Below are 21,498 nucleotides of genomic sequence, written 5' to 3'. Positions count from 1 at the left end.
AATTGCTTATGGCTTTCTTTGGTAGGTCCAAACACGATTATGGTTCGAGTTATCCGGAAAGACGTCGCCTGCTTGAAGCTTAATCTTTAAAGGATCTTTCACCATACTGCCGGTTTCACCGATCTCGATATACACACCATTATTCGGTGCTTTATTCCCTGATTTAAATTGATGCTTCTGACCCATTCCCATCCTCCTTTCTCGATGATGTTATTATGTCCCGTCACTTGCCTCTCCAATCCTTTATGCAAAAAGTCCCTGCTCCTACGAGTCAGGGACACTTTTCATTTAATTGGTTTGTTGATACATGAGCTCTTTGATTAACGCTTTTTGTACATGCAAACGGTTTTCTGCCTGCTGAAAAACTTTTGAGTGCGGCCCGTCAATAATGTCTGCTGTCACTTCTTCTCCGCGGTGTGCCGGGAGACAATGAAGGAAAATATAATCCTTTGCTGCATAACTCATTAGTTCGTCATTGACTTGATATTCTTTAAATTCAGCAAGGCGTTTCTCTGTTTCTGCTTCCTGCCCCATGCTTGTAAACACATCGGAATAAATGGCATCTGCATCTTGGACAGCAGCGACAGGGTCTGTCGTAACGATGACTTCTGCGCCTGATTGTTTTGCAAACTCACGTGCCGTGTCTGTTACTTCTTGGAGCGGTTCATAGCCTTCTGGTGATGCAACAGCAATGTCACAGCCTAGCTGCGCACAGCCGACCATCAAGGAGTGAGCCACGTTATTTCCGTCACCAATATAGGCTACTTTGATTCCTTTTAATGTTCCTTTTACTTCTTTGATTGTCAATAAATCAGCAAGTGCCTGACATGGATGGGAGTAGTCAGTCAGTCCATTGATGACAGGAATAGACGCGTATTGTGCTAGCTCCTCGACCTTCTCATGTTCAAAGGTCCGAATCATAATGCCATCTACATAGCCAGACAGCACTTGTGCCGTATCACTGATCGTTTCTCCTCTGCCAATTTGCAAATCATTTGAGCTGAGGAAGAGCGCATGTCCTCCTAGCTGCGTCATTCCCGCTTCAAACGATACACGGGTTCTAGTTGACGATTTTTCAAAGATCATCGCTAACGTTTTCCCTTTGAATAAATCCTGATAGGGATTTTGTTTCATTTCTTCCGCTTTTTCAATTAAATAAGCAATGTCATTGATTGAGAAATCTTTTAACGATAAAAAGTCTTTTCCGTATAATGCCGGTTGCACGTCGACTTGACTCATGCCGTCACTTCCTTTTTATATAATTCTTTGAGCGATACTGGTGATACATCTCCATTTTTCCCTTGCAGGAATGCTTGAGCTGTTTCATCTTCGGTTAGAACTTGGACGCCATGTGTGAGTGCTTTTACACGCTGCTCTTTTGCCTCTTCATCTTCCCCTAAATGGATATGAAGCGACTTATCTTCGTTTTGCAGCCAAGTTTCAAAGCTGTCCGTCCAGACGTCAAAGCCTGCATGTTTCGCTTTATCTACCAATTGTTCACTGCCTTTTATAAAGAGGCTGCCTTTCTGATGCCAGATTGACGCAAACACTTTTTTCAAGGCGCTTTCGGCGTTCTTGCCTACACACATTCCTTCTCCTGTCGCTTTCATTTCAGGTGTCAGCTTTAAGTCAATATCTTGAATGGCATGTGATGAGAAGACTGGGAATTTGACCGCTGTTCCCCCTTTGTTTTTCGTTGCAGGGTTCAGTTCTTCAAGCGTCGCACCCGCTAATAATTGAGTCGCAAGCGGAATCATGTCAATGCCCATTACTTTGCTGACGACTGGAACCGTCCGGCTTGCCCGCGGATTTACCTCTAGTACAAGCGCCTGATCCCCTTTGATCACAAATTGGATATTCATAATGCCCTTAAACGCTAATTTCTTCGCTATTTGTTCGGACGCAGTATGCACCTGCTGTTTGATATCTTCGCTGATGGAGACACTTGGTAAAATGGCAAAGCTGTCACCTGAGTGGACGCCCGCTTTCTCTATATGCTCCACGATCGTTGGAATGAAGGTCGTTTTTCCGTCAGAAATCAGATCCACTTCAACTTCTTTTCCAGTGACATACTCATCAATTAAGATCGGGTACGGCAAATGATCTGGCTGATCAAGCAATGATGTCAAATGTGCTTCTGACTGGACAACGATCATCCCCATTCCGCCAATGACATACGATGGGCGAATTAACACAGGGTAACCAATGATTCTGGCATGTGCGAGTGCTTCTTCTTTTGAGTCAGCCGTATTTCCTTCTGCATGAGGAAGATTCAGTTCATCAAGAAGCTGATAGAACAAATCACGATCTTCGAGCGCATCTAGCGTGTCAAAGGATGTACCTAACAACGTGACGCCGGCTTTTTCTAAGCCTTCTGCTACATTGATGGCAGTCTGTCCGCCAAATTGGACGATGACGAAATCAATTTTTTCTGCTTCGACAACGTTTAAGATGTGCTCTAATGTAATGGGTTCAAAATATAAACGATCTGCGATCTCATAATCCGTACTGACCGTCTCTGGATTGTTGTTCATCATGATGGTTTCAAAGCCAAGCTTTTGCAGGGTAAGAACGCCATGAACTGCACTATAGTCAAACTCGACTCCCTGCCCAATTCGAATCGGACCAGAGCCAATGATGAGTGCACGCTGCTTTGTTTTCTCCTGATGCTCTCCATCACTTTTGCCAAAGTATGTGGAATAGAAGTAGTTCGTTTTTGCATCAAATTCTGCCGCACATGTGTCGACAATTTTAAATGAAGCCGTAATGTCATATTCTTGACGAAGCTGCCTAATAGCCTCTTCACTGTGGCCTGTAAGAAAAGCAATCGTTTCATCAAGGAAGCCCTTTTCCTTTACCTTTTTCAAGGTGTCTTTTGAGAGCGTTCCCTCATGGTTCTTCAATTCCTGTTCGAGAATGATCATATTCTTGAACACATGTAAGAAGAATAGATCAATTTTCGTCGCTTGATGAATCGTTTCGACCGTTTCTTGTCTTGAAAGAAGCTCCATGACAGCGAAGAAACGTCGATCGTCTGGTGTTTTGATCAGTTCAAATAGTTGTTCAGTCGATTGGTCTTTCAATTCTGGCAGATGGAAGCCCTTTGTTTTGATTTCAAGGGAGGCGACGGCTTTTTGAATGGCTGACTCTAAATTACGGTCAATCGCCATGACTTCGCCAGTCGCCTTCATTTTTGTTCCTAATTGACGATCTGCCTGTTTAAATTTATCAAACGGCCAGCGTGGGAATTTCACGACGACATAATCGAGTGCCGGCTCGAAACTAGCATAAGTTGTGCCTGTGAGCGGGTTTTTGAGTTCGTCTAGTGTATAGCCTACCGCAAGCTTTGCCGCCATTTTAGCAATTGGATAGCCTGTTGCTTTTGAGGCAAGAGCAGATGAACGGCTGACCCGTGGATTCACCTCAATGACAAAGTATTCTTTACTGAGTGGATCAAGGGCGAATTGGATGTTGCATCCGCCGACTACATCCAGTGCTGAAATGATTTTCAAGCTCGCTGAACGAAGCATTTGATAATCCTGGTCTGTTAATGTTTGGGAAGGTGCAACGACAATCGAGTCTCCTGTATGCACACCAACTGGATCGATATTTTCCATATTACAAACCGTAATACACGTATTTTGACGGTCTCTCATGACCTCATATTCGACTTCTTTAAAGCCAGCGATGCTTTTTTCAACTAAACACTGATGAATCGGGCTCGCTAAAAGGGCTCCTTCAATGAGCGGTTTAAACGCTTCTTCTGTTAAAGCAATTCCGCCGCCCTTTCCGCCAAGTGTGTATGCTGGTCTTAGGATGACTGGGAAGCCTACTTCTTTTGCAAATTGAAGGGCATCTTTCGCATTATCCACAATTTCACTATCTGGCACAGGTTCGTTCAACTGCTTCATGAGAGCACGGAATTTCTCTCGATCTTCACCGTTTTCAATTGTTTCAACTGACGTTCCGAGCAGGGTTACCCCATGCTTCTTCAGCACACCGGCTTTTTCTAGCTCGACAGCAAGGTTTAAAGCGGTCTGTCCGCCAAGGTTGGCTAAAAGACCATCTGGTTTTTCCTTTTCGATGATTCTTGTCACTGAATCAACTGAAAGCGGTTCAAAATAGATTTCATCAGCAAATGATTCGTCTGTCATAATGGTTGCTGGGTTGTTATTCACTAAAATGACTTTGTAGCCCTCTTCTTTTAAGGCCATACATCCTTGTGTTCCTGAGTAATCAAATTCTGCTGCCTGACCAATGATGATTGGACCAGACCCGATGACTAGAATGGTTTGTATGTTTTGATCTTTAGGCATGTGCAACTTCTCTCCTTGCTTGTTTCACTTTCTCAATAAAATCATCGAATACCCATTCACTTTCAGCAGGACCTGGGTGTGCTTCTGGATGAAATTGAACTGACATAATTAGCTTCTCTTTATGAATGAAACCTTCTACAGATCCATCATTGACATGAAGGAATTTCACGTCCACTTCTTTGTCATTCATGCTTTTTTCATTCACCACATAGCTGTGATTCTGACTTGTCATGAAAACACGTTTGGATTCTGTATCTTGTACAGGGTGATTCGCCCCGCGGTGGCCAAATGGAAGCTTATACGTATCCCCGCCAAGTGCGAGAGCGATTAATTGATGACCTAAGCAGATTCCAAGTGTCGGGAAGGTCATCATGATGTCATGAATGGTTTTTAAATATGGCTTCATTGTTTTGGGATCACCAGGTCCATTTGACAGCAGAATCGCATCTGGCTTGATCTCAAACACCTTTTCCAGCTGTTTGTACGGAATGACGGTTACTTTACAGCCGCGCGCTTCAAGCGAATCTGCAATTGATTTTTTAAAGCCAAAATCAATGAGCGCTACATGTTCCTCGCCGCTGCCTTGTGTGTAGATCTCGTCCTCTGTCACCTGTGCGACCACATTGTCTTGTTTCATGGCCGGCGGTGTTTCGTTTTCGTCTACACTGATCACAGCGTTCATCGTCCCATTTGCCCGGATGTTTTGCACGACTGCACGTGTATCTGTATGCGTCAGAAGCGGAATGTTCCACTTCTGTAAATAATCTTTTAAGCTAACCGCTGCAAGATGATGAGAGAAATGATCAGCTGCTTCATACACAACGACAGCTTTCACTTGTGGTTTTTTGCTCTCAAAGTCTTCATGATTAATACCGTAATTTCCGATGAGTGGATATGTGAAAACAATGATTTGTCCCTTATAAGAAGGATCTGTGAGCACCTCTTGGTAACCTGTCATCCCTGTAAAGAAAACCACTTCACCTTTCATGCCAGCTTCTCCTGTCAGATCTCCTTCAAAAGAGGCTCCATCTTCTAAATTTAAATAACCTTTCATGCTTGTGTCACCCCAAATTGAATAATTAGTAATATAAATGCATTTTTATGCGTTTTGGTGTAAAAAAATTTATACCGTCACTGCTTCATTTGCTAAAACCTGAGTAATCGCTTCTATTGCATGATCTATTTCTGCTTTTTCTACATTCAGCGGAGGTAATAACCGAATCACATTTGGACCAGCTGGAAGTACCAGCAACCCTTGTTCTCTAAGAGCTGTGATATAATCACCGACTGGCTGATGACATTCAATCCCTGCCATCAATCCTTTTCCGCGTACTTCTTTTACAATATTCAGTTGTTTCAGATCTTGCAGCTTTTCTAACAGATAAGCGCCTTTTTCTTTGACTTCTGAAAGAAACTCTTCTTTGAAAATGACATCGAGTGTTGCATTCACTGCGGCCATGGCAAGCATGTTGCCACCAAAGGTTGTTCCGTGTGAACCTGGTGAGAATGCATCTCCTAAAGCCTTTTTCCCTATGACCGCACCGACTGGGAAGCCGTTTCCTAAGCCTTTAGCAGAAGAGATAATATCAGGATCAAGTCCCGTTTGTTCGTATGCAAACGCTGTTCCTGTACGTCCAATACCCGTTTGAATTTCGTCTACGATCAGCAGTGCTTCATGCTTTTGGCAAAACGCTTGAACGGCTTCTAGAAATTCTGCTGTCGCTGGATTTACTCCACCTTCTCCTTGCACAACCTCAAGCATCACCGCTGCCACATCATCGACTTCACACGCCGCAATAGCGTCTGGGTCATTAAACGGTACATAATGAAAGCCTTCCAGCATAGGGCCAAAGCCAGTTTTAATTTTATCTTGACCTGTAGCAGCCATACCAGCATACGTGCGCCCATGAAAAGAGTGCAAAAATGTCACGATATTTGTTTTCCCTGTTGCTTTACGCGCTAATTTGATCGCGCCTTCATTTGCCTCAGCTCCGCTATTGCAGAAAAACACGAGGTCTCCTGAACTGTTTGCCGCAAGCTTTTCTGCTGCTTTTTCCTGCAGTCCATTTTCAAATAGATTCGATACATGCCAGACGTGATCAAGCTGCTTCTTGATGGCTTGATTGACCTTTGGGTGATTGTGGCCTAGATTTGTAACCGCAATGCCTTGTATAAAGTCTAAGTATTTTTTTCCATTTGTATCGACTGCCCAAGAACCTGCTGCCTCTTTAATTTCAACATTCCACCGTCCATACGTTTGAAAGAGATGACTCACAGGACCGCCTCCTTTTGTTTCACAATTCTTGTTCCTTTAAAGGTTTCCCCTGTAAAGATACTGCCTTTGCCATTCACGATCATGACTTCATCCACATCTCCTGATAAAGCACTTAAAGCGGATTGCACTTTTGGAATCATTCCCCCGGAAATAATGCCTTCATCAATGAGTGAAAGAGCTTCTTGTTCGGTGACGACATCTAATAATTCACCATTTTTTAAAATGCCTTCCACATCTGTAACAAACATGAGCTTATCAGCTTTCATCGCTCCTGCGACAGCTGATGCTGCTAAATCAGCATTTACGTTTAACGTTTGGCATTCTTCTGTCATAGACAGCGGTGCAATAACAGGAATAAATTGTTTTTCCATTAATGCTTCTGCCATCTCTGGATGGACTTCTTTGATTTCGCCAACGTATCCGTACACGTCTTGATCGAGGAAATCGGCGACAAGCATCTGCCCATCTTTTCCAGATACGCCGACAGATGAAATATCATGCTTTGCGAGCTCTGACACAAAGTATTTATTCACCGTTCCCGAGAGGACCATTTCAGCTACTTCTAATACAGGCTTCGTTGTTTTACGCTGCCCGTCAACAAATTCTGTTTTCACTTCTAATTTTTGCAGCATGCTAGTGATTTCAGGACCTCCACCATGGACGATAGCCAGCTTAAATCCAGCAGCTTGAAGTGAGCGGACATTTTCATAAAAGGTATCTGAAAGTTCTCGAATGACACTGCCTCCACACTTAAATACGATCGTTTTATCCATGTCTATCTCCTTCATTATGTGCGATAGCTCGCGTTAATTTTCACATAATCATAGGTAAGGTCACAGCCCCATGCTGCTGCTTTACCATTTCCCTCATTCATTTGAATCAAAATCGTGATCTCATCCTGCTCTAGATACGCTTTTGCTTCCTCTTCTGAGAATGGCTGCGGTTCATTATGTTTAAACAGACATTGTCCGCCTAAATAAACTTCTACCTCTTCCGGTGTGACGGAAGCTGCGCTATGGCCAATGGCTCCGACGATACGCCCCCAGTTGGCGTCAGTGCCGTATACGGCTGTTTTCACTAGACTTGAACCGACGATTTTCTTCGCTATGATGCCGGCTTCTAAATTATTTTTGGCGCCAGCAACTTGCGCTTCAATTAATTTCGTTGCACCTTCTCCGTCTCTTGCAATCTCTTTGGCAAGATCCTCACAAGCTAGCTTTAATCCTTCTTTGAACAATGGCCATTCTGGATGCTTTTCATTGAGTGCTTCATTTTCTGCCATGCCATTTGCCATTACGAGTACCATATCGTTTGTCGATGTTTCCCCATCGACGGTAATTTGATTAAAGGTCACATCGGTAATGTCACGAAGTGCGTTTTTCAGTGCTTCCTGCTCGACATTTGCATCCGTTGTCAAGAAGCCAAGCATCGTTGCCATGTTCGGATGGATCATGCCAGAGCCCTTTGCTGCACCTGAAATCAGAATCTCTTTGCCGTCTATCGTCAGGGTGTATGTTGTATTTTTAATGACTGTATCTGTCGTTAAGATCGCCTCTTCAAAATGACCATTTCCTGCTTTTGCTTCTTTCAGCTGAGTGATGCCTTTTTTGATTTTATCCATATCGAGACACTCTCCAATGACACCCGTAGAAGAAACAGCAATGTAATCAGGTTCTACCCCTAACATATCTGCGCAGGCTGCCTGCATTTCGAATGCGTCCTTCAAACCTTGTTCACCGGTACATGCATTGGCGATGGCACTATTGACAATGACACCTTTTAATTGCCCTGTTTTTTTTAAGCTTTTCTGAGTGACTTGTAGAGGCGCAGCTTGAAAGTGACTTTGTGTATATACCGCTGCACTCGCTGCCGGCACCTCACTGATGATTAGTCCAAGGTCTTTTTTTGAATAGCGTAATCCAATATGAATCCCCTTCGCTTCAAAGCCTTTTGGTGATGATACGTCACCGTCTATTTTAACAATGCTTTTTTCATTCAATTCGATCATGTTTGTTGTCTCCCCTGTTCTTATGGATAGAGAGGTGTCATTGTGAGGCCCGCCTCTTCATCTAAGCCTTTGATGATATTGAAGTTTTGAACCGCTTGGCCGGCTGCGCCTTTCATGAGATTGTCGATCACAGACACAATCGTGAGTCTGCCTGTACGTTCATCTAAATGAAAGCCAATGTCACAGAAATTACTGCCGTATACTTCTCTTGTTTGCGGATACACCCCGTGATCTCTCACTCTGACAAAATAGGAATCTTCGTAAAAGCCCTTCATCTGCTTCATCAATTCCTCTTTTGTGACATCTGATTTCAGCTGTGTATACATCGTCGCCATAATCCCTCTTGTCATCGGGACAAGGTGCGTTGAAAATGTGATGTTCGCCGTTTGCGGATTCCATTCTCTTAATATTTGCTCTATTTCAGGTGTATGTTGATGTTCATTTACCTTATAAATTTTAAAATTGTCGTTTAGCTCTGAAAAATGCGTTCCAAGTGAGGCAGATCGTCCTGCACCGGACACGCCTGTTTTTGCATCTATTATGATCATAGATTCATCGATTAGATTCTGTTTCATCAGCGGTGCTAAACCGAGAAGAACTGCGGTAGGAAAGCACCCTGGGTTTGCAATAACTTCAGCCTGCTCAATTGTTTCACGATTTAATTCAGATAATCCGTACACAGCTTGTTGAACAGATGCTTGATCAGCTGCCCTTCGTTTATACCAAGCTTCATAGGTTTCGCCATCTTGAATGCGCAAATCACCTGATAAATCAATAATGGGCACTCCTTGATTCATGAGCTTCGGCGAAAGTTCACTTGATACGCCTGCTGGTGTCGCTAAAAACACAGCATCTGTTTCTCGCACAATGGAAGCTGGATCAATGGCTTTTAATGTTTGATCAGTAATAGTTGTTAGATGCGGATAAGATTGACTGTATAATTGCCCATCACCACTTGATGAATACAATATACATTCCTCCACATGTGGATGATGCTTGAAGATACGAACCAATTCCGCACCACCGTACCCTGTAGCACCTATAATACCTATTTTCAACGTCAATACACCCTCTTGATCTTTGTGAAATTATTTAACATTATAACATGTATAAAAATTAATTCAATTGTATATTTAATATTTGTTTTCATTTTTTTTCAACAAAAAATCCGCATATCTTCATGAGACATGCGGATTTATCTTTCGTTTTTGATATAGATGACCATGAGCGCACTGCATAAATATAATATGGAGCTTGCATAAAAAATGAAATGAACGGTAAAGAAATCAGCAAACAGGCCGCCAAGCATAATCGCGATGGATGAAAAAAGAGCTGTCCAAAAATGATAGTGGCCAACCTCCTTCATTCTTTTATTACCTGTTGTCAGTTCCGTGACGAGCAGTTTCTCCCCGTGTTTTTGAAAGCCGCCTAACGCACCAAGTGCAAGCTGAATCATATACACTTGCTCCACTTCTGTTATATGCGGAAATAGCAGTAAAAGAAACGCCATACCGAACGAATGAATGATTAAAAAGAGACGCCTGTCAGTAGTTTCGGGTAGTTTCCCTAAGAGTAAATGAATAAACGCTCCGCTTAAACCAAACAAGCCATAGGCAAGACCAAACTGTGAATAGCTTGAACCAACATTTTTAATAAAAAGAATGTAAAAAGGGAAAATCAAACTGCTGGCGAAAAACAGCAGGCTTTGTGAGTAGACGAACCATTTCATTGCTTTTGCATTCATTGTGTATTGTACCTTTCATAAAAGTAATTGATAAACCTGCCATCTGGATCTGCTTTCTTTTTCTTTTGGAAGAATACATCGGTTTTAGGATACGCCCGCTTCATTTGTGCCTTCGTTTGATAAGGCATGTACGGTAAGTAATAGCTTCCATGGTGCCGCAGCGTGATATCTGTCATTTGCCGGATGATCCGCTCTGCTTCTGCCTTCTCTTCTTTCTCAAAACCATAATTCACTAAAAGAACAAGAGCAAACATATCTTCTTTCGCATATGAGAGATCCGCTTTTTCATTTTTTTGTACGTAGCGTATCGTGATGTTCATTAAATTCAATTCTTCCTGTTGTAAAAAGTCTCTCATTTCATCGATATACGCACGAAAGCGGTCAACTGGGACGAAATATTCCTGAAGCACATCTGTGTCTGACTCATTTTCATATTCTAAAAAAGCAGAATCTGAACGCATCACATTGTTTCTTGTGATCAGCTGATCATTTTGACTTTGGAAATACTTTTTTTGCAAATTCCAGAGCAGATCTTTCCCCATATCAAATCTTCTTGAAAGGCCGAGCATAAATTTCAATGGCATGACGAGCTGATCTTCCTTTAGCTCTCGGTATGGTTCGAGCTCTTGATGAGTTGAGAGGGAATAGTTCGTTACATACATCTCCTTCAAAAAGTTTGTTTTTGCTGTTGAGATTCTTGCGAGATGCATGCGTACTTCTTTATTGTGTTTGACATGCTTTTGAAAATAATCGGTGTATTCACGATAATCAAGAGAGGTTGTCTCCATTTTGTATAATTCATCTCTCGTTAGCGAAAGCTCAACATCTAAAATCACACCGAACAAACCATATCCTCCAATAACGGCTGTAAACAAATCATCGCCTGGCTTCACTGTAACGATCTCCCCATCTGCCTTTAGCAGCCTAAAGGAACGAACCGTGTCAATGAGTGATCCGTAGCGAATGTCACGTCCATGTGCGTTTGCACTGAGAGAACCGCCAATCGTGAAGATATTCTGTGATTGCATGACCTTCACGGCAAGACCGTAGGGGTTCACATATGTTTGTATATCATCCCATGTAGCGCCGCTTTGGACACGGATGGTTTTCTTTTTTTCATCAAATGCTAAAATCTGACGGAATTCTGTCATATCGAGCACGATGCCATTTTCATAATACGTGTGGCCTCCCATGCTATGCTGTTTGCCGGCAATTGATATCGGCAGGTTTTTTGCTTTCGCTTCTTCTAATACTTCTTTTAAAGTGTCTATTTCTTTTCCTTGAACGACTTTTTTTATTTTGACAGGCATGAGATGACTGACATCTGTAAAGGCCTCAAGATCTTGTCTTTTGTGTGCTTGCTCCTCGCGAATGGTGATTGATGCAAAAAATGCAGCAGCATATCCCATCAAAAGTACGATCCATAACCATTTTCGTTTCATTATTAGGTACTCCGTTCTATAAAATTACATTCATTATATCAATCCATTCTCTCCTCCCACCTTAATTTTTCATAAAAAAACCTGGCATGAGTTCAACTCATACCAGGCATTTTTCATATGTGCTTATTGAATACCGAGCGCAATTTTTGCGTATCTTGACATTTTGTCTCGTGTCCAAGGCGGATTCCATACGATGTGAACTTCTGTTTCTTTCACTTCTGGAAGATCACTTAATGCTTTTTTGACTTCATCCACGATAATTGGTGCAAGAGGACAACCCATTGATGTTAAGGTCATGGTGACATCCGCTTTTCCATTCTCATCAAGATCGACATCATAGACAAGTCCAAGGTTGACGATGTCGACATTTAGCTCAGGGTCAATCACCTGTTCTAGGGCGCCTAAAATATTTTCTTTCAATGCTTCATCCATGATATCCACTCCTTTTCCATTAGTATAACGTACTTTTTCCTTTGACTAAACGTTTGTGCTTTTCAGATGTGTCACAAACCAGTCAATCGTTTCAAACATTGCTTGTCTTGAAACCTTATGGCCAGCTTGTCCGTCTGTGATAAAACGAATCAGGTGCGGGTCTTCGTTATATTGGGTTGCGGCTAACTCGTCATAAAGAGCCTTTGCATGCCGGTAAGGGACAACAGGATCGTTTTCTGCATGCCAGAATAACAGCGGTCTTTTGTTTAATCGATCTGTTTGCAGCGTTAAATCATAAGGGCGCAGGGCGTCTAACTGCTGATGAACCTCTTCGTCTGTAATCTCTTTCATCAACCCTTTGTGCCGCATGTCCATGATTTGTGCTTGTAGGAATGTCGTATATTTCGGACTGCCCATCAAGCTGACTGCTGCTTTAACCCAATCATGCTTGGCGAGTGCACCAAAGGTCGTGATGCCGCCCATGGAAGTACCTGCAACACCAATCAGATCGGCTTCAATCAATTGTTTTTCTTGAAAGTATGTTTTGAGTATATCGATTTCACGTATTTCGTTCAGGACAATTTCCCAGAACTTTGATGCCAGTTCCTCTAAGCTGAGGTTTTCTGATCTTACACCATGATAAGCACAGTCAGGCAAAATCACTCTCATGCCTTTTTCCGCCAAATGAAAGGCGAAGTGTAAGTTGTGCTCACGTGCACTTGTAAATCCGTGTATGAAAAATACAAGCGGCAGCGGTTTGTCTTTATTTTCAGCTTTTACGATATGTAAAAATGGAATATCGTGTTCAGTTTGCTCATCAATGGTGATCACAGCCTATGAATCCTCCTTTATCATTCCCGTCTTTGTTTATTTTAACATGTAGACAACAAAGATGTGATAAAGATACACTATAGGTAGAGGCGCCGCACGAACTGCCTCCTATCACTTACAGATCAAAGGAGATTTTATGGAGACTAAACCTTACCTAATCGCACTTGACCTGGATGGCACGTTATTAAAAGATGATAAAACCATCTCTACACACACGCTTGACGTCATTCAAAAAGTGAAAGACAGCGGGCATCATGTCTGTATTTCAACCGGCCGGCCATTTCGTTCCAGCTCTCCTTATTATCAGCAATTACAGCTTGATTCACCCATTGTGAATTTTAATGGCGCGTTTGTCCATCATCCTCTTGATGAAAAATGGGGCAGATTTCATACGTCACTTGATCTCCAAGTCGTTAAACAGCTTGTAGACATTAGTGAGGAGTACAAAGTGCACAATGTGCTAGCTGAAGTGTTAGACGATTTGTATTTCCATTACCATGATGAGAAGCTCATTGATATATTTAATATGAATGCAAATAAAGTCACCGTGGGAGACCTTCGGGACAACCTTGGAGAAAATGTGACGAGCGTGTTAATCCATGCAAAAGAAGAGGACGTTGGAGCCATTCGAAGCTATTTATCAGATGTTCATGCAGAAGTGATTGATCACCGGCGATGGGCTGCACCGTGGCACGTGATTGAAATCATTAAAACAGGCATGAACAAGGCCGTTGGACTGCAAAAGATCAGTGATTATTACGGCGTTCCACAGGAGCGGATTGTGGCATTCGGAGATGAAGACAATGATTTAGAAATGCTTGAATTTGCTGGATGCGGCGTGGCAATGGGCAATGGAATCGATGCGGTGAAACGTGTTTCAAATGAAGTCACTGATACGAACGAACAAGATGGGATTGCAAAGTTTCTAACGAATTACTTCTCGCTTTAATTTTTCCATTCATACATAACCGAAGGAAGCGGGCATACTACCGTTAGACAGGTTGTCCTGTCAGCTTGTGTAAAGGGGCGGATTCCGAATGGGTAAAAGAAGCAAATCGAAACGCTTTATACAACAAGGTAAAGATTCAGTCAGTCTGCATGACGCACGTTTTCCTTATCGTTCGACACTTGAAGAAGCGGCGGCGGACAGGGGAAATATGAAGACTGATGCTTCTGGAGGTTCATTGTGAGAAACGAACTTTTTGATCAAGCCAAATCATTTACTGAAGAAGCCCTTACTTCTTCATTTTCATCTGGGTTAGAGCGTCAACAGGCGGTCAAACGAGCCAAAAATGCCGTATCTTCTGCATTTGCCAATTCGACAGATGCAGAAAGAAACCAACTGCATACCTTCCAAGACTTGCTCGATGATCTCTAACATAAAAAAAGCTGTCCACCATTGGACAGCTTTTTCTGATTCTCATGAAGCAGGAAGCACTTATTTCACTTGGAACGTTTTCTTTTCCGTGATTTGCTTCAGCCCTTCTGCTTTTCCTTTAAATGTGACGACCGCTTCATACGTTCCCGGCTTGACACCGTTTGACCACGTATCTTGAAAATCATAGGCTTCGCCTTTCTTCAGCACAAATGATTGGATGGCCTGTGTGAACATACGGTCTTTCGAATAGCGGTATTGTTCATTTCCGTTTTCGTCATACACACTGAGCTCGAATTTCTGGCTTGTGTTAAAAGTAAATTCAATATCTCGATCTGATTCATTTTTCAGCGACATGTTAAATTGAACCGAAGAACCTTTCTGGACGGGGTCTACTGTGAGTACAACCGTTTTTTCTCCCATTTGACCGGATACCTCCTTGTCTGGTTCATCCTTTTTTTGTTGTCCACAAGCGGCTAAAATCAATAAAACGAGAAGAAGCACCAACCCTTTTTTCATTTACTACCCACCTTTTAATCTCGTCTGAAAAATCCAAGAATATTGGTTGTTTGCACAATATTTGTAAAGGCTTTTGGATCGACTTCTTTAATAATTTGTTCAAGTTCATACAGCTCATACCTTGTAATGACGATCACCATCATTTCTTTTTGCTCGTTGGTAAAAGCTCCTTTTGCAGGTACAGTCGTAATGCCCCTAACCATTTTTCCATAAATGGCTTCTTTGATTTCATCAGCTTTCTTCGTCACAATCATCGCGGTCAGCTTCTCATGTCTTGTATGGATGGCATCAATGACCCTTGTGGTCACATATAATGTGACAAGGGTATATAATGCTTTCTCCCAACCTTGTAATAATCCTGCTGTAAAGATGATGATTCCATTTAAAATGAAGAAATATGTGCCGACTGGTTTATCCTTCCACTTCGCTAAGATCATGGCAAGGATGTCGAGCCCGCCTGTTGATGCCCCGTATTTGAGGGTGATCCCAATCCCGAGTGCAGATATGACGCCGCCAAACACAGCATTTAGTAATATATCCTGTGAAACACTCGTTTCCGGTAAGATGCCGAGGAAAATGGTCGTCAGTGCAACACTGATGATGCTGTATAACGTAAAGGAACGGCCAACTTTCATCCAGCCTAAAATGCCGACTGGAATATTTAAAATAAATAATAGGATCCCTGTTGATATATAAAATGGCGCATATTGATCCATTAAGCTGGATAACAGCTGGGCCACCCCTGTAAACCCGCTCGCGTATACATCAGCTGGGATTAAGAATAAGTTCAGTCCAATCGCATTGAGCAGTGCACCAATGACGACGACAATGAGTTTTTTTGCTTCTCCAATGAACATATTGTCATTCCTCCACTTACCATTCTCTCTCTATGGTTTTCCCTAAAATTTAGAATTTGAACACGAAAAGATGATTTCTGTGATATAGTTAGGCTAAAAAGATGTAAAATATGGCTGATATTTTTAGAAAGAAGGGATTTTGATGACTGTTCATATCATAGCAGACAGTGCTGCTGATCTGCCTCTTTCTTATTATGATGAACATAACATGACGCTCATTCCGCTGCGTGTGTTACTTGGCGAGCAGGAATTTGAAGATTTGATCACCATTGAACCAAAACAAGTATTTGATGCGATGAGACAAGGTGCCAGCCCAAAGACGTCACAAGCTTCCCCAAACCGAATCAAAGAAGCCTTTGTTTCTGTCGCACAAACCCATACATCTGCAATCTATGTTGCCTTTTCATCAGAGCTTTCCGGTACATACCAAACAGCTGTGATGATGGCAAACGAAGTGAAGGAAGAATACCCTGATTTTGATTTGCGAATCATTGATTCTAAATGTGCTTCACTCGGCTATGGGCTTGCTGTCAAACACGCTCAATCACTTGCGATTGACGGAAATACAATACAAGAAATTGAAACGTCTGTAAAGCATTTTTGCGAATCTTTACAACATATTTTTACTGTAGACGATTTATCGTATTTAGCAAGAGGCGGAAGAATCAGTAAAGCGTCCGCATTTGTTGGCGGTTTATTAAGCATTAAGCCCATTTTACACGTCGAGGATGGAAAGCTCATACCACTTGAGAAAATCCGCGGACGTAAAAAGCTGTTGAAACGCATTATTGAACTGATGAAAGAACGTGGAACGGATTGGCCAAATCAAACTGTGGGCATTAGTCATGGTGATGATCCTCCACTTGCTGAAGACATGAGACAATTGATTGAAGCCGAATTTCATCCAAAAGAAATTGATATTCAGATTGTCGGCGCGGCTGTTGGGTCCCATTCAGGCCCAGGCACGCTTGCCATCTTCTTTACAGGCAAACCATCATAAAAAGCACCCTTCCCTGACACATCACGGGAAGGGTGCTTTTCTTATGACTTATGATAGTTTAAAACGGTGGACGGTTTCATTTAACCTTGCCGTCATACTCATCAGTTCTTCTACTTGTTTGTTCATTTGATGGAATGATTGCAGCTGTTCATTGGCAGAGGCAGAAATTTCTTCACTGCCAGCTGCTGTTTCTTCTACAACCGCACTAATATTTTCAATCGAGTTGAGCACTTGTCCGCCAAGCTCTGTTGATTGAACAATTTTGTCATTTAAGACAGCCATTTCTTGTTTAATGTGCTGCGCTTTTGTTTCTATATCTTCAAAGGAGTGTGAGGTTTTGTCCATCGCATCCTGCTGTTGAAGTGAAAGCTTGACTCCTTCTTTGACAGTCTGACTAATGGATTGAATGCCTCTTTCAATATGACTGACCATATCAAAGATTTGTCTTGTAGCGTTAGATGATTCATCGGCAAGCTTGCGAATTTCATCTGCTACAACGGCAAAGCCTTTTCCAGCTTCACCTGCTCTTGCTGCTTCAATCGCCGCGTTTAAGGAAAGCAGGTTTGTTTGGTCCGCAATGTCAGAAACCGTTTTGGCCATCGCCGAGATTCCGCTGGCGTATTGCGTGAACTCTCCTGCTGACTCTTCGATTTGTCTCGTTGCATGTGTGTTTTTTTCAATCGCCGTTTTGGTTTCTGTTAACGTGTGCTTTCCACTTTCCACTGCTTCTATCGCATCCTCTGTACTTTGGATGACTGTTTGTGAGCGTTCGGAATTTTTACGTCCATGCTGATCCATCTTTTCAATCAAGCTGACGCCATGCTGAAGATCCTCTGAAATGGCTTGTGACCCATTTGCCATTTCGTCTGTCGAGACAGATACTTGATTTGCAGATTCCATCAGCTTTTTGTTTTCATCATCTAACTGGATCGAGAATGTCTCTACTTGACTTGAGACATTACTGATTTCTTTAATCAAACTAATCAGCTGATCTGTCATTTGATTAAAGGATTCATTCAAGCCGCCGATTTCATCCTTGCGCTGAATGTCCATCCGCTCGACAGCAAGGTTGCCTTCTGCGATCTGCTTCGCTCGGTAGGAAAGTGATTTAATCGGTGTCACGATGGATCTTGTTAATCCAATATTTAAAAAGACAGCAATGACAATCAGTGTGAGAGCTGCGACGAGTGCACTTGTGATGATCCATTGCACATTATCAGCTGTATTCTCTAGATTTTGTTTATACGCTTCTTCAGCTCTTTTATTCATTGTATGCACGTCGTTTAAGACGCCATCAATTCTTGCAGCGACCCGTCTTGCATCTGATGCATTTTTTTCACCAATGGCACCATTCGCTTCCTTGGTCCACGTGTCATATTTTGCACCTAACCTTGTTAATGCATCTTTGTTGATATTTCCTGCATGTTTGTTTAACGTTTGCAGCTGTTTTTTTGCTGTAGAAATATCGGTTTGAACAACTTCTAGCTGTTCATCAGAAAGTGTCATGGAGTAATTGGTCATGGCTTGTTCAACACTTTCAAAGCTTGCTTTTGTTTTTTGAACGTTTAATAAGGTTTGAACTTCTGTTTCATTTGATGATTGGATCTTTGTCATACTGACAATGATAAAGGCAATGACGCCAACTGCTAAAAGAAGTGAGACGAGTGAGTTGAGTAAAATTTTGATGCGCAAGCTCATGATGCGTCCCCCTCTTCTTTTAGAAGTTTCTGCTTCAGTTCATTTACTTTTTTGGTCAATGTTTCAGCATTCTTCAGCACCCGAATTCTTGCCATATCGATTCCGTCATTGCTTAAGTCGTAAATAACATGCCCATTTTTGATTTGATTGCTCTTGACGAGCTGTTCGCTGAATTGATAGACCACTACATCGACTTTTTTCACCATAGAGGAAATCACCGCTTTTTCAGCGGTATAGTACTGATCACTATCTACACCAATGGCATATTTGCCCTGGGCTTGCGCTTCTTTTAAAACACCGACACCTGTATAGCCAGCTGCGGCATATAAAACGTCTGCTTTCTTTTTGATCATGCCTTTGGCTATTTTACTGCCTTTGCCCGCATCACTAAACGTATTAGCATAGGTCGATAAAATCTTGATGTTCGGATTCACTGATTTGGCGCCTTTTTGGAACCCTTTTTCAAAACGATGGATCAAATCCGCATCGACACCGCCAACAAATCCAATGACATCACTTTTCGTTGTCATGGCAGCAAGTGCGCCCGCTAAATAGCTGCCTTGCTCTTCTTTAAACGTCACGGAGGTCACATTTTTCAGCTCAGATACGGCATCGATGAGAAGGAAGTGCTTCTTCGGATATTTCTTTGCGACTTTTTCTAAATCTTCTTGCATACTAAAGCCTACCCCGATAATAAGGTCATTGCCAGCTTTTACGAGCTCTATCAGTCCTTTTTCATATGTATCGGTTTCTGCAATTTCTCTATAATCAAATTCAATCCCTAGGTCATCACGTGCTTTTTCTAATCCTTTAAATGATGAATCATTAAATGATTGATCACCAAGACCATCATCTGTGAGCATAACGCCAATATGCTTCGCATTTGATGCCGGTGGTTTCACTTGTTGATTGCTGCATGCGGCGAGCATCATAAGCAGGGCTGCCACCAGAAGCAATGAAATTTTCACTTTCATCCAAACACACACTCCTTTTATCATCCTTACTCCTTTCTTATCGGATTTGAGAGGCGTTGTTTCAATGATTAAGTGAAGGTTTTTCAGCTTTTTCATGACTTTTTTCACTGAAAAAACCCATTATTTATAACAAATATAAAAAAAGGGATAAAATCATGATGATTTTATCCCTTTTTCTTCTTTTCAGTGAGATATGAAAACCCTTGAAGTCAGGGTTTGTATTCACGCTGCTCATTTTTTCTCGTATGTCCAGCCCTCTTTTTGGTAGATTAAGTCATTTTTCATCAAATGACCTAATGCTCGTTTAAAGGCTGCCTTGCTCATTTGGAATCGTTCGCGGATGTCTTCTGGATCACTTTTGTCCCCATAAGGCATGGCGCCATTTCTCGTTCTCATATAGGTTAAGATTTCTTCTGCATCGACAGATAACGCTTCCTGTTTTCTAGGAAGCAGAGAAACGTTCACGGTTCCATCCTCTTTCACGGCAATGACGCGTCCTGTCACGGTCGATCCTAATCTTGGTTCTTCCTTTCGTTCCGTGCGGTGGATAAACCCTCGCACGCCTGTATCTGTCAGCATAAAAGAGCCTGTCGCAATTAAGCGATAAATGGTTCCAGTGATTTCTTTGTTCATTAAGGTTTCAGGTGCCTCAGTAAACAATTCACTGATCACATCTTCAGTGGCTGGCTTTGCGAACATTCTGCCGTAGCTTGTGACTTTCAGCATACAGTAGAGTTTGTCTCCTTTATTTGGCCATGCTTCCTCAAAAGGCGGGAGGTGTTCTGTTGCAACAAGTGCATCCTTTGACAGCCCGACATCGACAAATGCGCCCATGTCTTCTACCACGTCTACGACTTCTACCCAGCCATATGTATGCGCATTGATTGTAGGTATTTTCATCGTGGCAGCCAGTCTTTCTTCATGATCTACATATAAGTAGACCTCTACTTCATCTCGGTCACCAATATCCTCTGTCATCTCACTGCGGTGCAAGAGGACCGAATCTTCACCATCTGTCAAAAAGTAGCCGTATTCCATCTCGTTCTCTATTTGCAAGGTCAGTTGCTCACCTGGTCTCATGTTCTCTTCCTTCCTATCTGCCCATAAAAGAGCGTTCGTTCATCTTTTGATTCACTTTATTCTACTATACTTCTCCTCACATGAACATCTCTAGTTCTGTTAGCTAAAGTGGACAAACTGGACACGATTTATACCGCTGCCGGCTGAACTCTTTGACTCGTCTCTTCGATAAAGTTTCTTCTTCTCCTATTTGCATGATAAAATAGACGCAATATCTATACATGGAGGTCATGTGTTATGGCAAAAGAAAGCTCATTTGACATTGTATCGAAGGTTGAACTGCCAGAGGTGCAAAACGCTGTTCAAGCAGCGCTGAAAGAAATTAAAAACCGTTATGATTTTAAAGGAAGTAAAAGTGATATTTCTCTTGAAAAAGAAGAGCTCGTTCTCATCTCTGATGATGACTTCAAGCTGGAGCAGCTAAAAGATGTGCTTGTGACAAAGCTGATCAAACGAGATGTTCCAACTAAAAACATCGACTACGGAAAAACCGAGCATGCCCTTGGCGGAACAGTACGCCAGCGCGCGAAGCTGATCAGCGGGATTGATCAAGACAACGCCAAAAAGATCAATGCACTCATTAAGCAATCCGGCATCAAAGTGAAGTCACAGTTTCAAGATGACCAAGTGCGTGTAACAGGGAAAAATAAAGATGATTTACAAGAGGTTATTTCTCTTATGCGCAAGGCAGATTTGCCAATTGATGTTCAATTTATAAATTTTCGATAAATTTCAAATTTTCCATTGATTATTTCCGATTTTTTCGATACAGTGGATGGAAGTTCAATTCATTGACATGTTCATATCGCTTTCTTATCAAGAGAGGCAGAGGGACTGGCCCTGTGAAGCCTCAGCAACCGGTGTAGTAGAAATATATTTTCTATGACCAAGGTGCTAAATCCAGCAAGCAACTGCTTGGAAGATAAGGAGAAGAATTACGATACAGC

At 42.1% G+C, this 21,498-nt stretch carries 22 protein-coding genes and 1 riboswitch; of the genes, 5 read left to right on the top strand and 17 right to left on the bottom strand.

From position 1 onward, the window contains the following. Nucleotides 1-6: 6 nt before the first annotated feature. The 12 genes from C6348_RS01210 to C6348_RS01155 all read right to left on the bottom strand — a co-directional run bounded on the left by C6348_RS01210 (nucleotide 7) and on the right by C6348_RS01155 (nucleotide 13,048). Nucleotides 7-186, bottom strand: coding sequence for a YjzC family protein (locus C6348_RS01210; protein ID WP_034663316.1), 180 nt, complete (start codon nucleotides 184-186; stop codon nucleotides 7-9). A 102-nt stretch (nucleotides 187-288) separates the two neighbouring features. After that, nucleotides 289-1,239 (bottom strand): ornithine carbamoyltransferase, encoded by a 951-nt coding sequence (argF, locus tag C6348_RS01205; RefSeq protein WP_106041566.1) that lies wholly within the window; start codon nucleotides 1,237-1,239, stop codon nucleotides 289-291. Then, the gene (gene carB, locus C6348_RS01200) at nucleotides 1,236-4,316 is read right to left on the bottom strand and encodes a carbamoyl-phosphate synthase (glutamine-hydrolyzing) large subunit (RefSeq protein WP_106041564.1); all 3,081 of its coding nucleotides are present in this window, start codon (nucleotides 4,314-4,316) and stop codon (nucleotides 1,236-1,238) included. The genes argF and carB overlap by 4 nt, the downstream gene beginning before the upstream one ends. Beyond that, nucleotides 4,309-5,370, bottom strand: coding sequence for a carbamoyl phosphate synthase small subunit (locus C6348_RS01195; protein ID WP_106041562.1), 1,062 nt, complete (start codon nucleotides 5,368-5,370; stop codon nucleotides 4,309-4,311). The genes carB and C6348_RS01195 overlap by 8 nt, the downstream gene beginning before the upstream one ends. Nucleotides 5,371-5,439: 69 nt before the next feature. Further along, nucleotides 5,440-6,591, bottom strand: coding sequence for an acetylornithine transaminase (gene argD, locus C6348_RS01190; RefSeq protein WP_060595989.1), 1,152 nt, complete (start codon nucleotides 6,589-6,591; stop codon nucleotides 5,440-5,442). Next, nucleotides 6,588-7,364, bottom strand: a complete 777-nt coding sequence (gene argB, locus C6348_RS01185; protein WP_034663330.1) for an acetylglutamate kinase — start codon at nucleotides 7,362-7,364, stop codon at nucleotides 6,588-6,590. Before argB ends, argD begins: the two co-directional genes overlap by 4 nt. Nucleotides 7,365-7,378: 14 nt before the next feature. Continuing rightward, nucleotides 7,379-8,599, bottom strand: coding sequence for a bifunctional ornithine acetyltransferase/N-acetylglutamate synthase (argJ, locus tag C6348_RS01180; RefSeq protein WP_106041560.1), 1,221 nt, complete (start codon nucleotides 8,597-8,599; stop codon nucleotides 7,379-7,381). Nucleotides 8,600-8,619: 20 nt separating this feature from the next. After that, the gene (gene argC, locus C6348_RS01175; RefSeq protein ID WP_189293897.1) at nucleotides 8,620-9,657 is read right to left on the bottom strand and encodes an N-acetyl-gamma-glutamyl-phosphate reductase; all 1,038 of its coding nucleotides are present in this window, start codon (nucleotides 9,655-9,657) and stop codon (nucleotides 8,620-8,622) included. Nucleotides 9,658-9,794: 137 nt separating this feature from the next. After that, the gene (locus C6348_RS01170) at nucleotides 9,795-10,343 is read right to left on the bottom strand and encodes an MFS transporter (RefSeq protein ID WP_034663338.1); all 549 of its coding nucleotides are present in this window, start codon (nucleotides 10,341-10,343) and stop codon (nucleotides 9,795-9,797) included. Next, nucleotides 10,340-11,785 (bottom strand): FAD-binding oxidoreductase, encoded by a 1,446-nt coding sequence (locus C6348_RS01165; protein ID WP_106041555.1) that lies wholly within the window; start codon nucleotides 11,783-11,785, stop codon nucleotides 10,340-10,342. The genes C6348_RS01170 and C6348_RS01165 overlap by 4 nt, the downstream gene beginning before the upstream one ends. 123 nt (nucleotides 11,786-11,908) lie before the next feature. Beyond that, nucleotides 11,909-12,217 carry a metal-sulfur cluster assembly factor gene (locus C6348_RS01160; RefSeq protein ID WP_060595986.1) on the bottom strand — a complete coding sequence of 103 codons (309 nt, stop codon included), beginning with the start codon at nucleotides 12,215-12,217 and terminating at the stop codon, nucleotides 11,909-11,911. Between the two features lie 45 nt (nucleotides 12,218-12,262). Continuing rightward, nucleotides 12,263-13,048 carry an alpha/beta fold hydrolase gene (locus tag C6348_RS01155; protein ID WP_106041553.1) on the bottom strand — a complete coding sequence of 262 codons (786 nt, stop codon included), beginning with the start codon at nucleotides 13,046-13,048 and terminating at the stop codon, nucleotides 12,263-12,265. A gap of 136 nt (nucleotides 13,049-13,184) precedes the next feature. Between C6348_RS01155 and C6348_RS01150 the strand changes: the two genes are divergently transcribed. From C6348_RS01150 to C6348_RS01140, 3 genes are all read left to right on the top strand, one after another. Then, nucleotides 13,185-13,997, top strand: coding sequence for a Cof-type HAD-IIB family hydrolase (locus C6348_RS01150; RefSeq protein WP_012009535.1), 813 nt, complete (start codon nucleotides 13,185-13,187; stop codon nucleotides 13,995-13,997). Nucleotides 13,998-14,085: 88 nt separating this feature from the next. After that, entirely contained in the window at nucleotides 14,086-14,238 is a 153-nt protein-coding gene (locus tag C6348_RS01145; RefSeq protein WP_034663354.1) for a hypothetical protein, read from the top strand. Continuing rightward, nucleotides 14,235-14,426, top strand: a complete 192-nt coding sequence (locus C6348_RS01140) for a DUF3813 domain-containing protein (protein ID WP_024425070.1) — start codon at nucleotides 14,235-14,237, stop codon at nucleotides 14,424-14,426. The genes C6348_RS01145 and C6348_RS01140 overlap by 4 nt, the downstream gene beginning before the upstream one ends. 60 nt (nucleotides 14,427-14,486) lie before the next feature. Here the strand turns inward: C6348_RS01140 and C6348_RS01135 are convergent, their stop codons facing one another. Continuing rightward, on the bottom strand, nucleotides 14,487-14,942 hold the full coding sequence (locus C6348_RS01135; protein ID WP_066031047.1) for a BsuPI-related putative proteinase inhibitor: 456 nt from the start codon (nucleotides 14,940-14,942) through the stop codon (nucleotides 14,487-14,489). Between the two features lie 14 nt (nucleotides 14,943-14,956). Beyond that, complete coding sequence (locus C6348_RS01130) at nucleotides 14,957-15,799, bottom strand: YitT family protein (RefSeq protein WP_034663360.1); 843 nt, start codon at nucleotides 15,797-15,799, stop codon at nucleotides 14,957-14,959. Between the two features lie 142 nt (nucleotides 15,800-15,941). On the opposite strand from C6348_RS01130, the gene C6348_RS01125 reads away from it, so the two are divergent. Continuing rightward, entirely contained in the window at nucleotides 15,942-16,799 is an 858-nt protein-coding gene (locus C6348_RS01125) for a DegV family protein (RefSeq protein ID WP_106041551.1), read from the top strand. Nucleotides 16,800-16,847: 48 nt separating this feature from the next. Here the strand turns inward: C6348_RS01125 and C6348_RS01120 are convergent, their stop codons facing one another. The 3 genes from C6348_RS01120 to C6348_RS01110 form a co-directional block, all read right to left on the bottom strand. Beyond that, entirely contained in the window at nucleotides 16,848-18,497 is a 1,650-nt protein-coding gene (locus C6348_RS01120; RefSeq protein ID WP_106041549.1) for a methyl-accepting chemotaxis protein, read from the bottom strand. Next, nucleotides 18,494-19,471, bottom strand: coding sequence for a BMP family lipoprotein (locus C6348_RS01115; protein WP_106042310.1), 978 nt, complete (start codon nucleotides 19,469-19,471; stop codon nucleotides 18,494-18,496). The genes C6348_RS01120 and C6348_RS01115 overlap by 4 nt, the downstream gene beginning before the upstream one ends. A 231-nt stretch (nucleotides 19,472-19,702) precedes the next feature. Further along, entirely contained in the window at nucleotides 19,703-20,551 is an 849-nt protein-coding gene (locus tag C6348_RS01110; RefSeq protein WP_106041547.1) for a CvfB family protein, read from the bottom strand. A gap of 237 nt (nucleotides 20,552-20,788) precedes the next feature. On the opposite strand from C6348_RS01110, the gene C6348_RS01105 reads away from it, so the two are divergent. Then, on the top strand, nucleotides 20,789-21,280 hold the full coding sequence (locus C6348_RS01105; RefSeq protein WP_034663377.1) for a YajQ family cyclic di-GMP-binding protein: 492 nt from the start codon (nucleotides 20,789-20,791) through the stop codon (nucleotides 21,278-21,280). Between the two features lie 81 nt (nucleotides 21,281-21,361). Continuing rightward, nucleotides 21,362-21,480: riboswitch (SAM riboswitch) on the top strand. The last annotated feature ends 18 nt before the right edge of the window (nucleotides 21,481-21,498 follow it).

Origin of the sequence: Bacillus sp. YBWC18 (assembly GCF_002998775.1) — a bacterium.
In the GTDB taxonomy this organism is placed as follows: domain Bacteria; phylum Bacillota; class Bacilli; order Bacillales; family Bacillaceae; genus Bacillus.
Note: the sequence above shows the minus strand (reverse complement) of the source record. Positions and strands in the feature narration are given on the sequence as shown.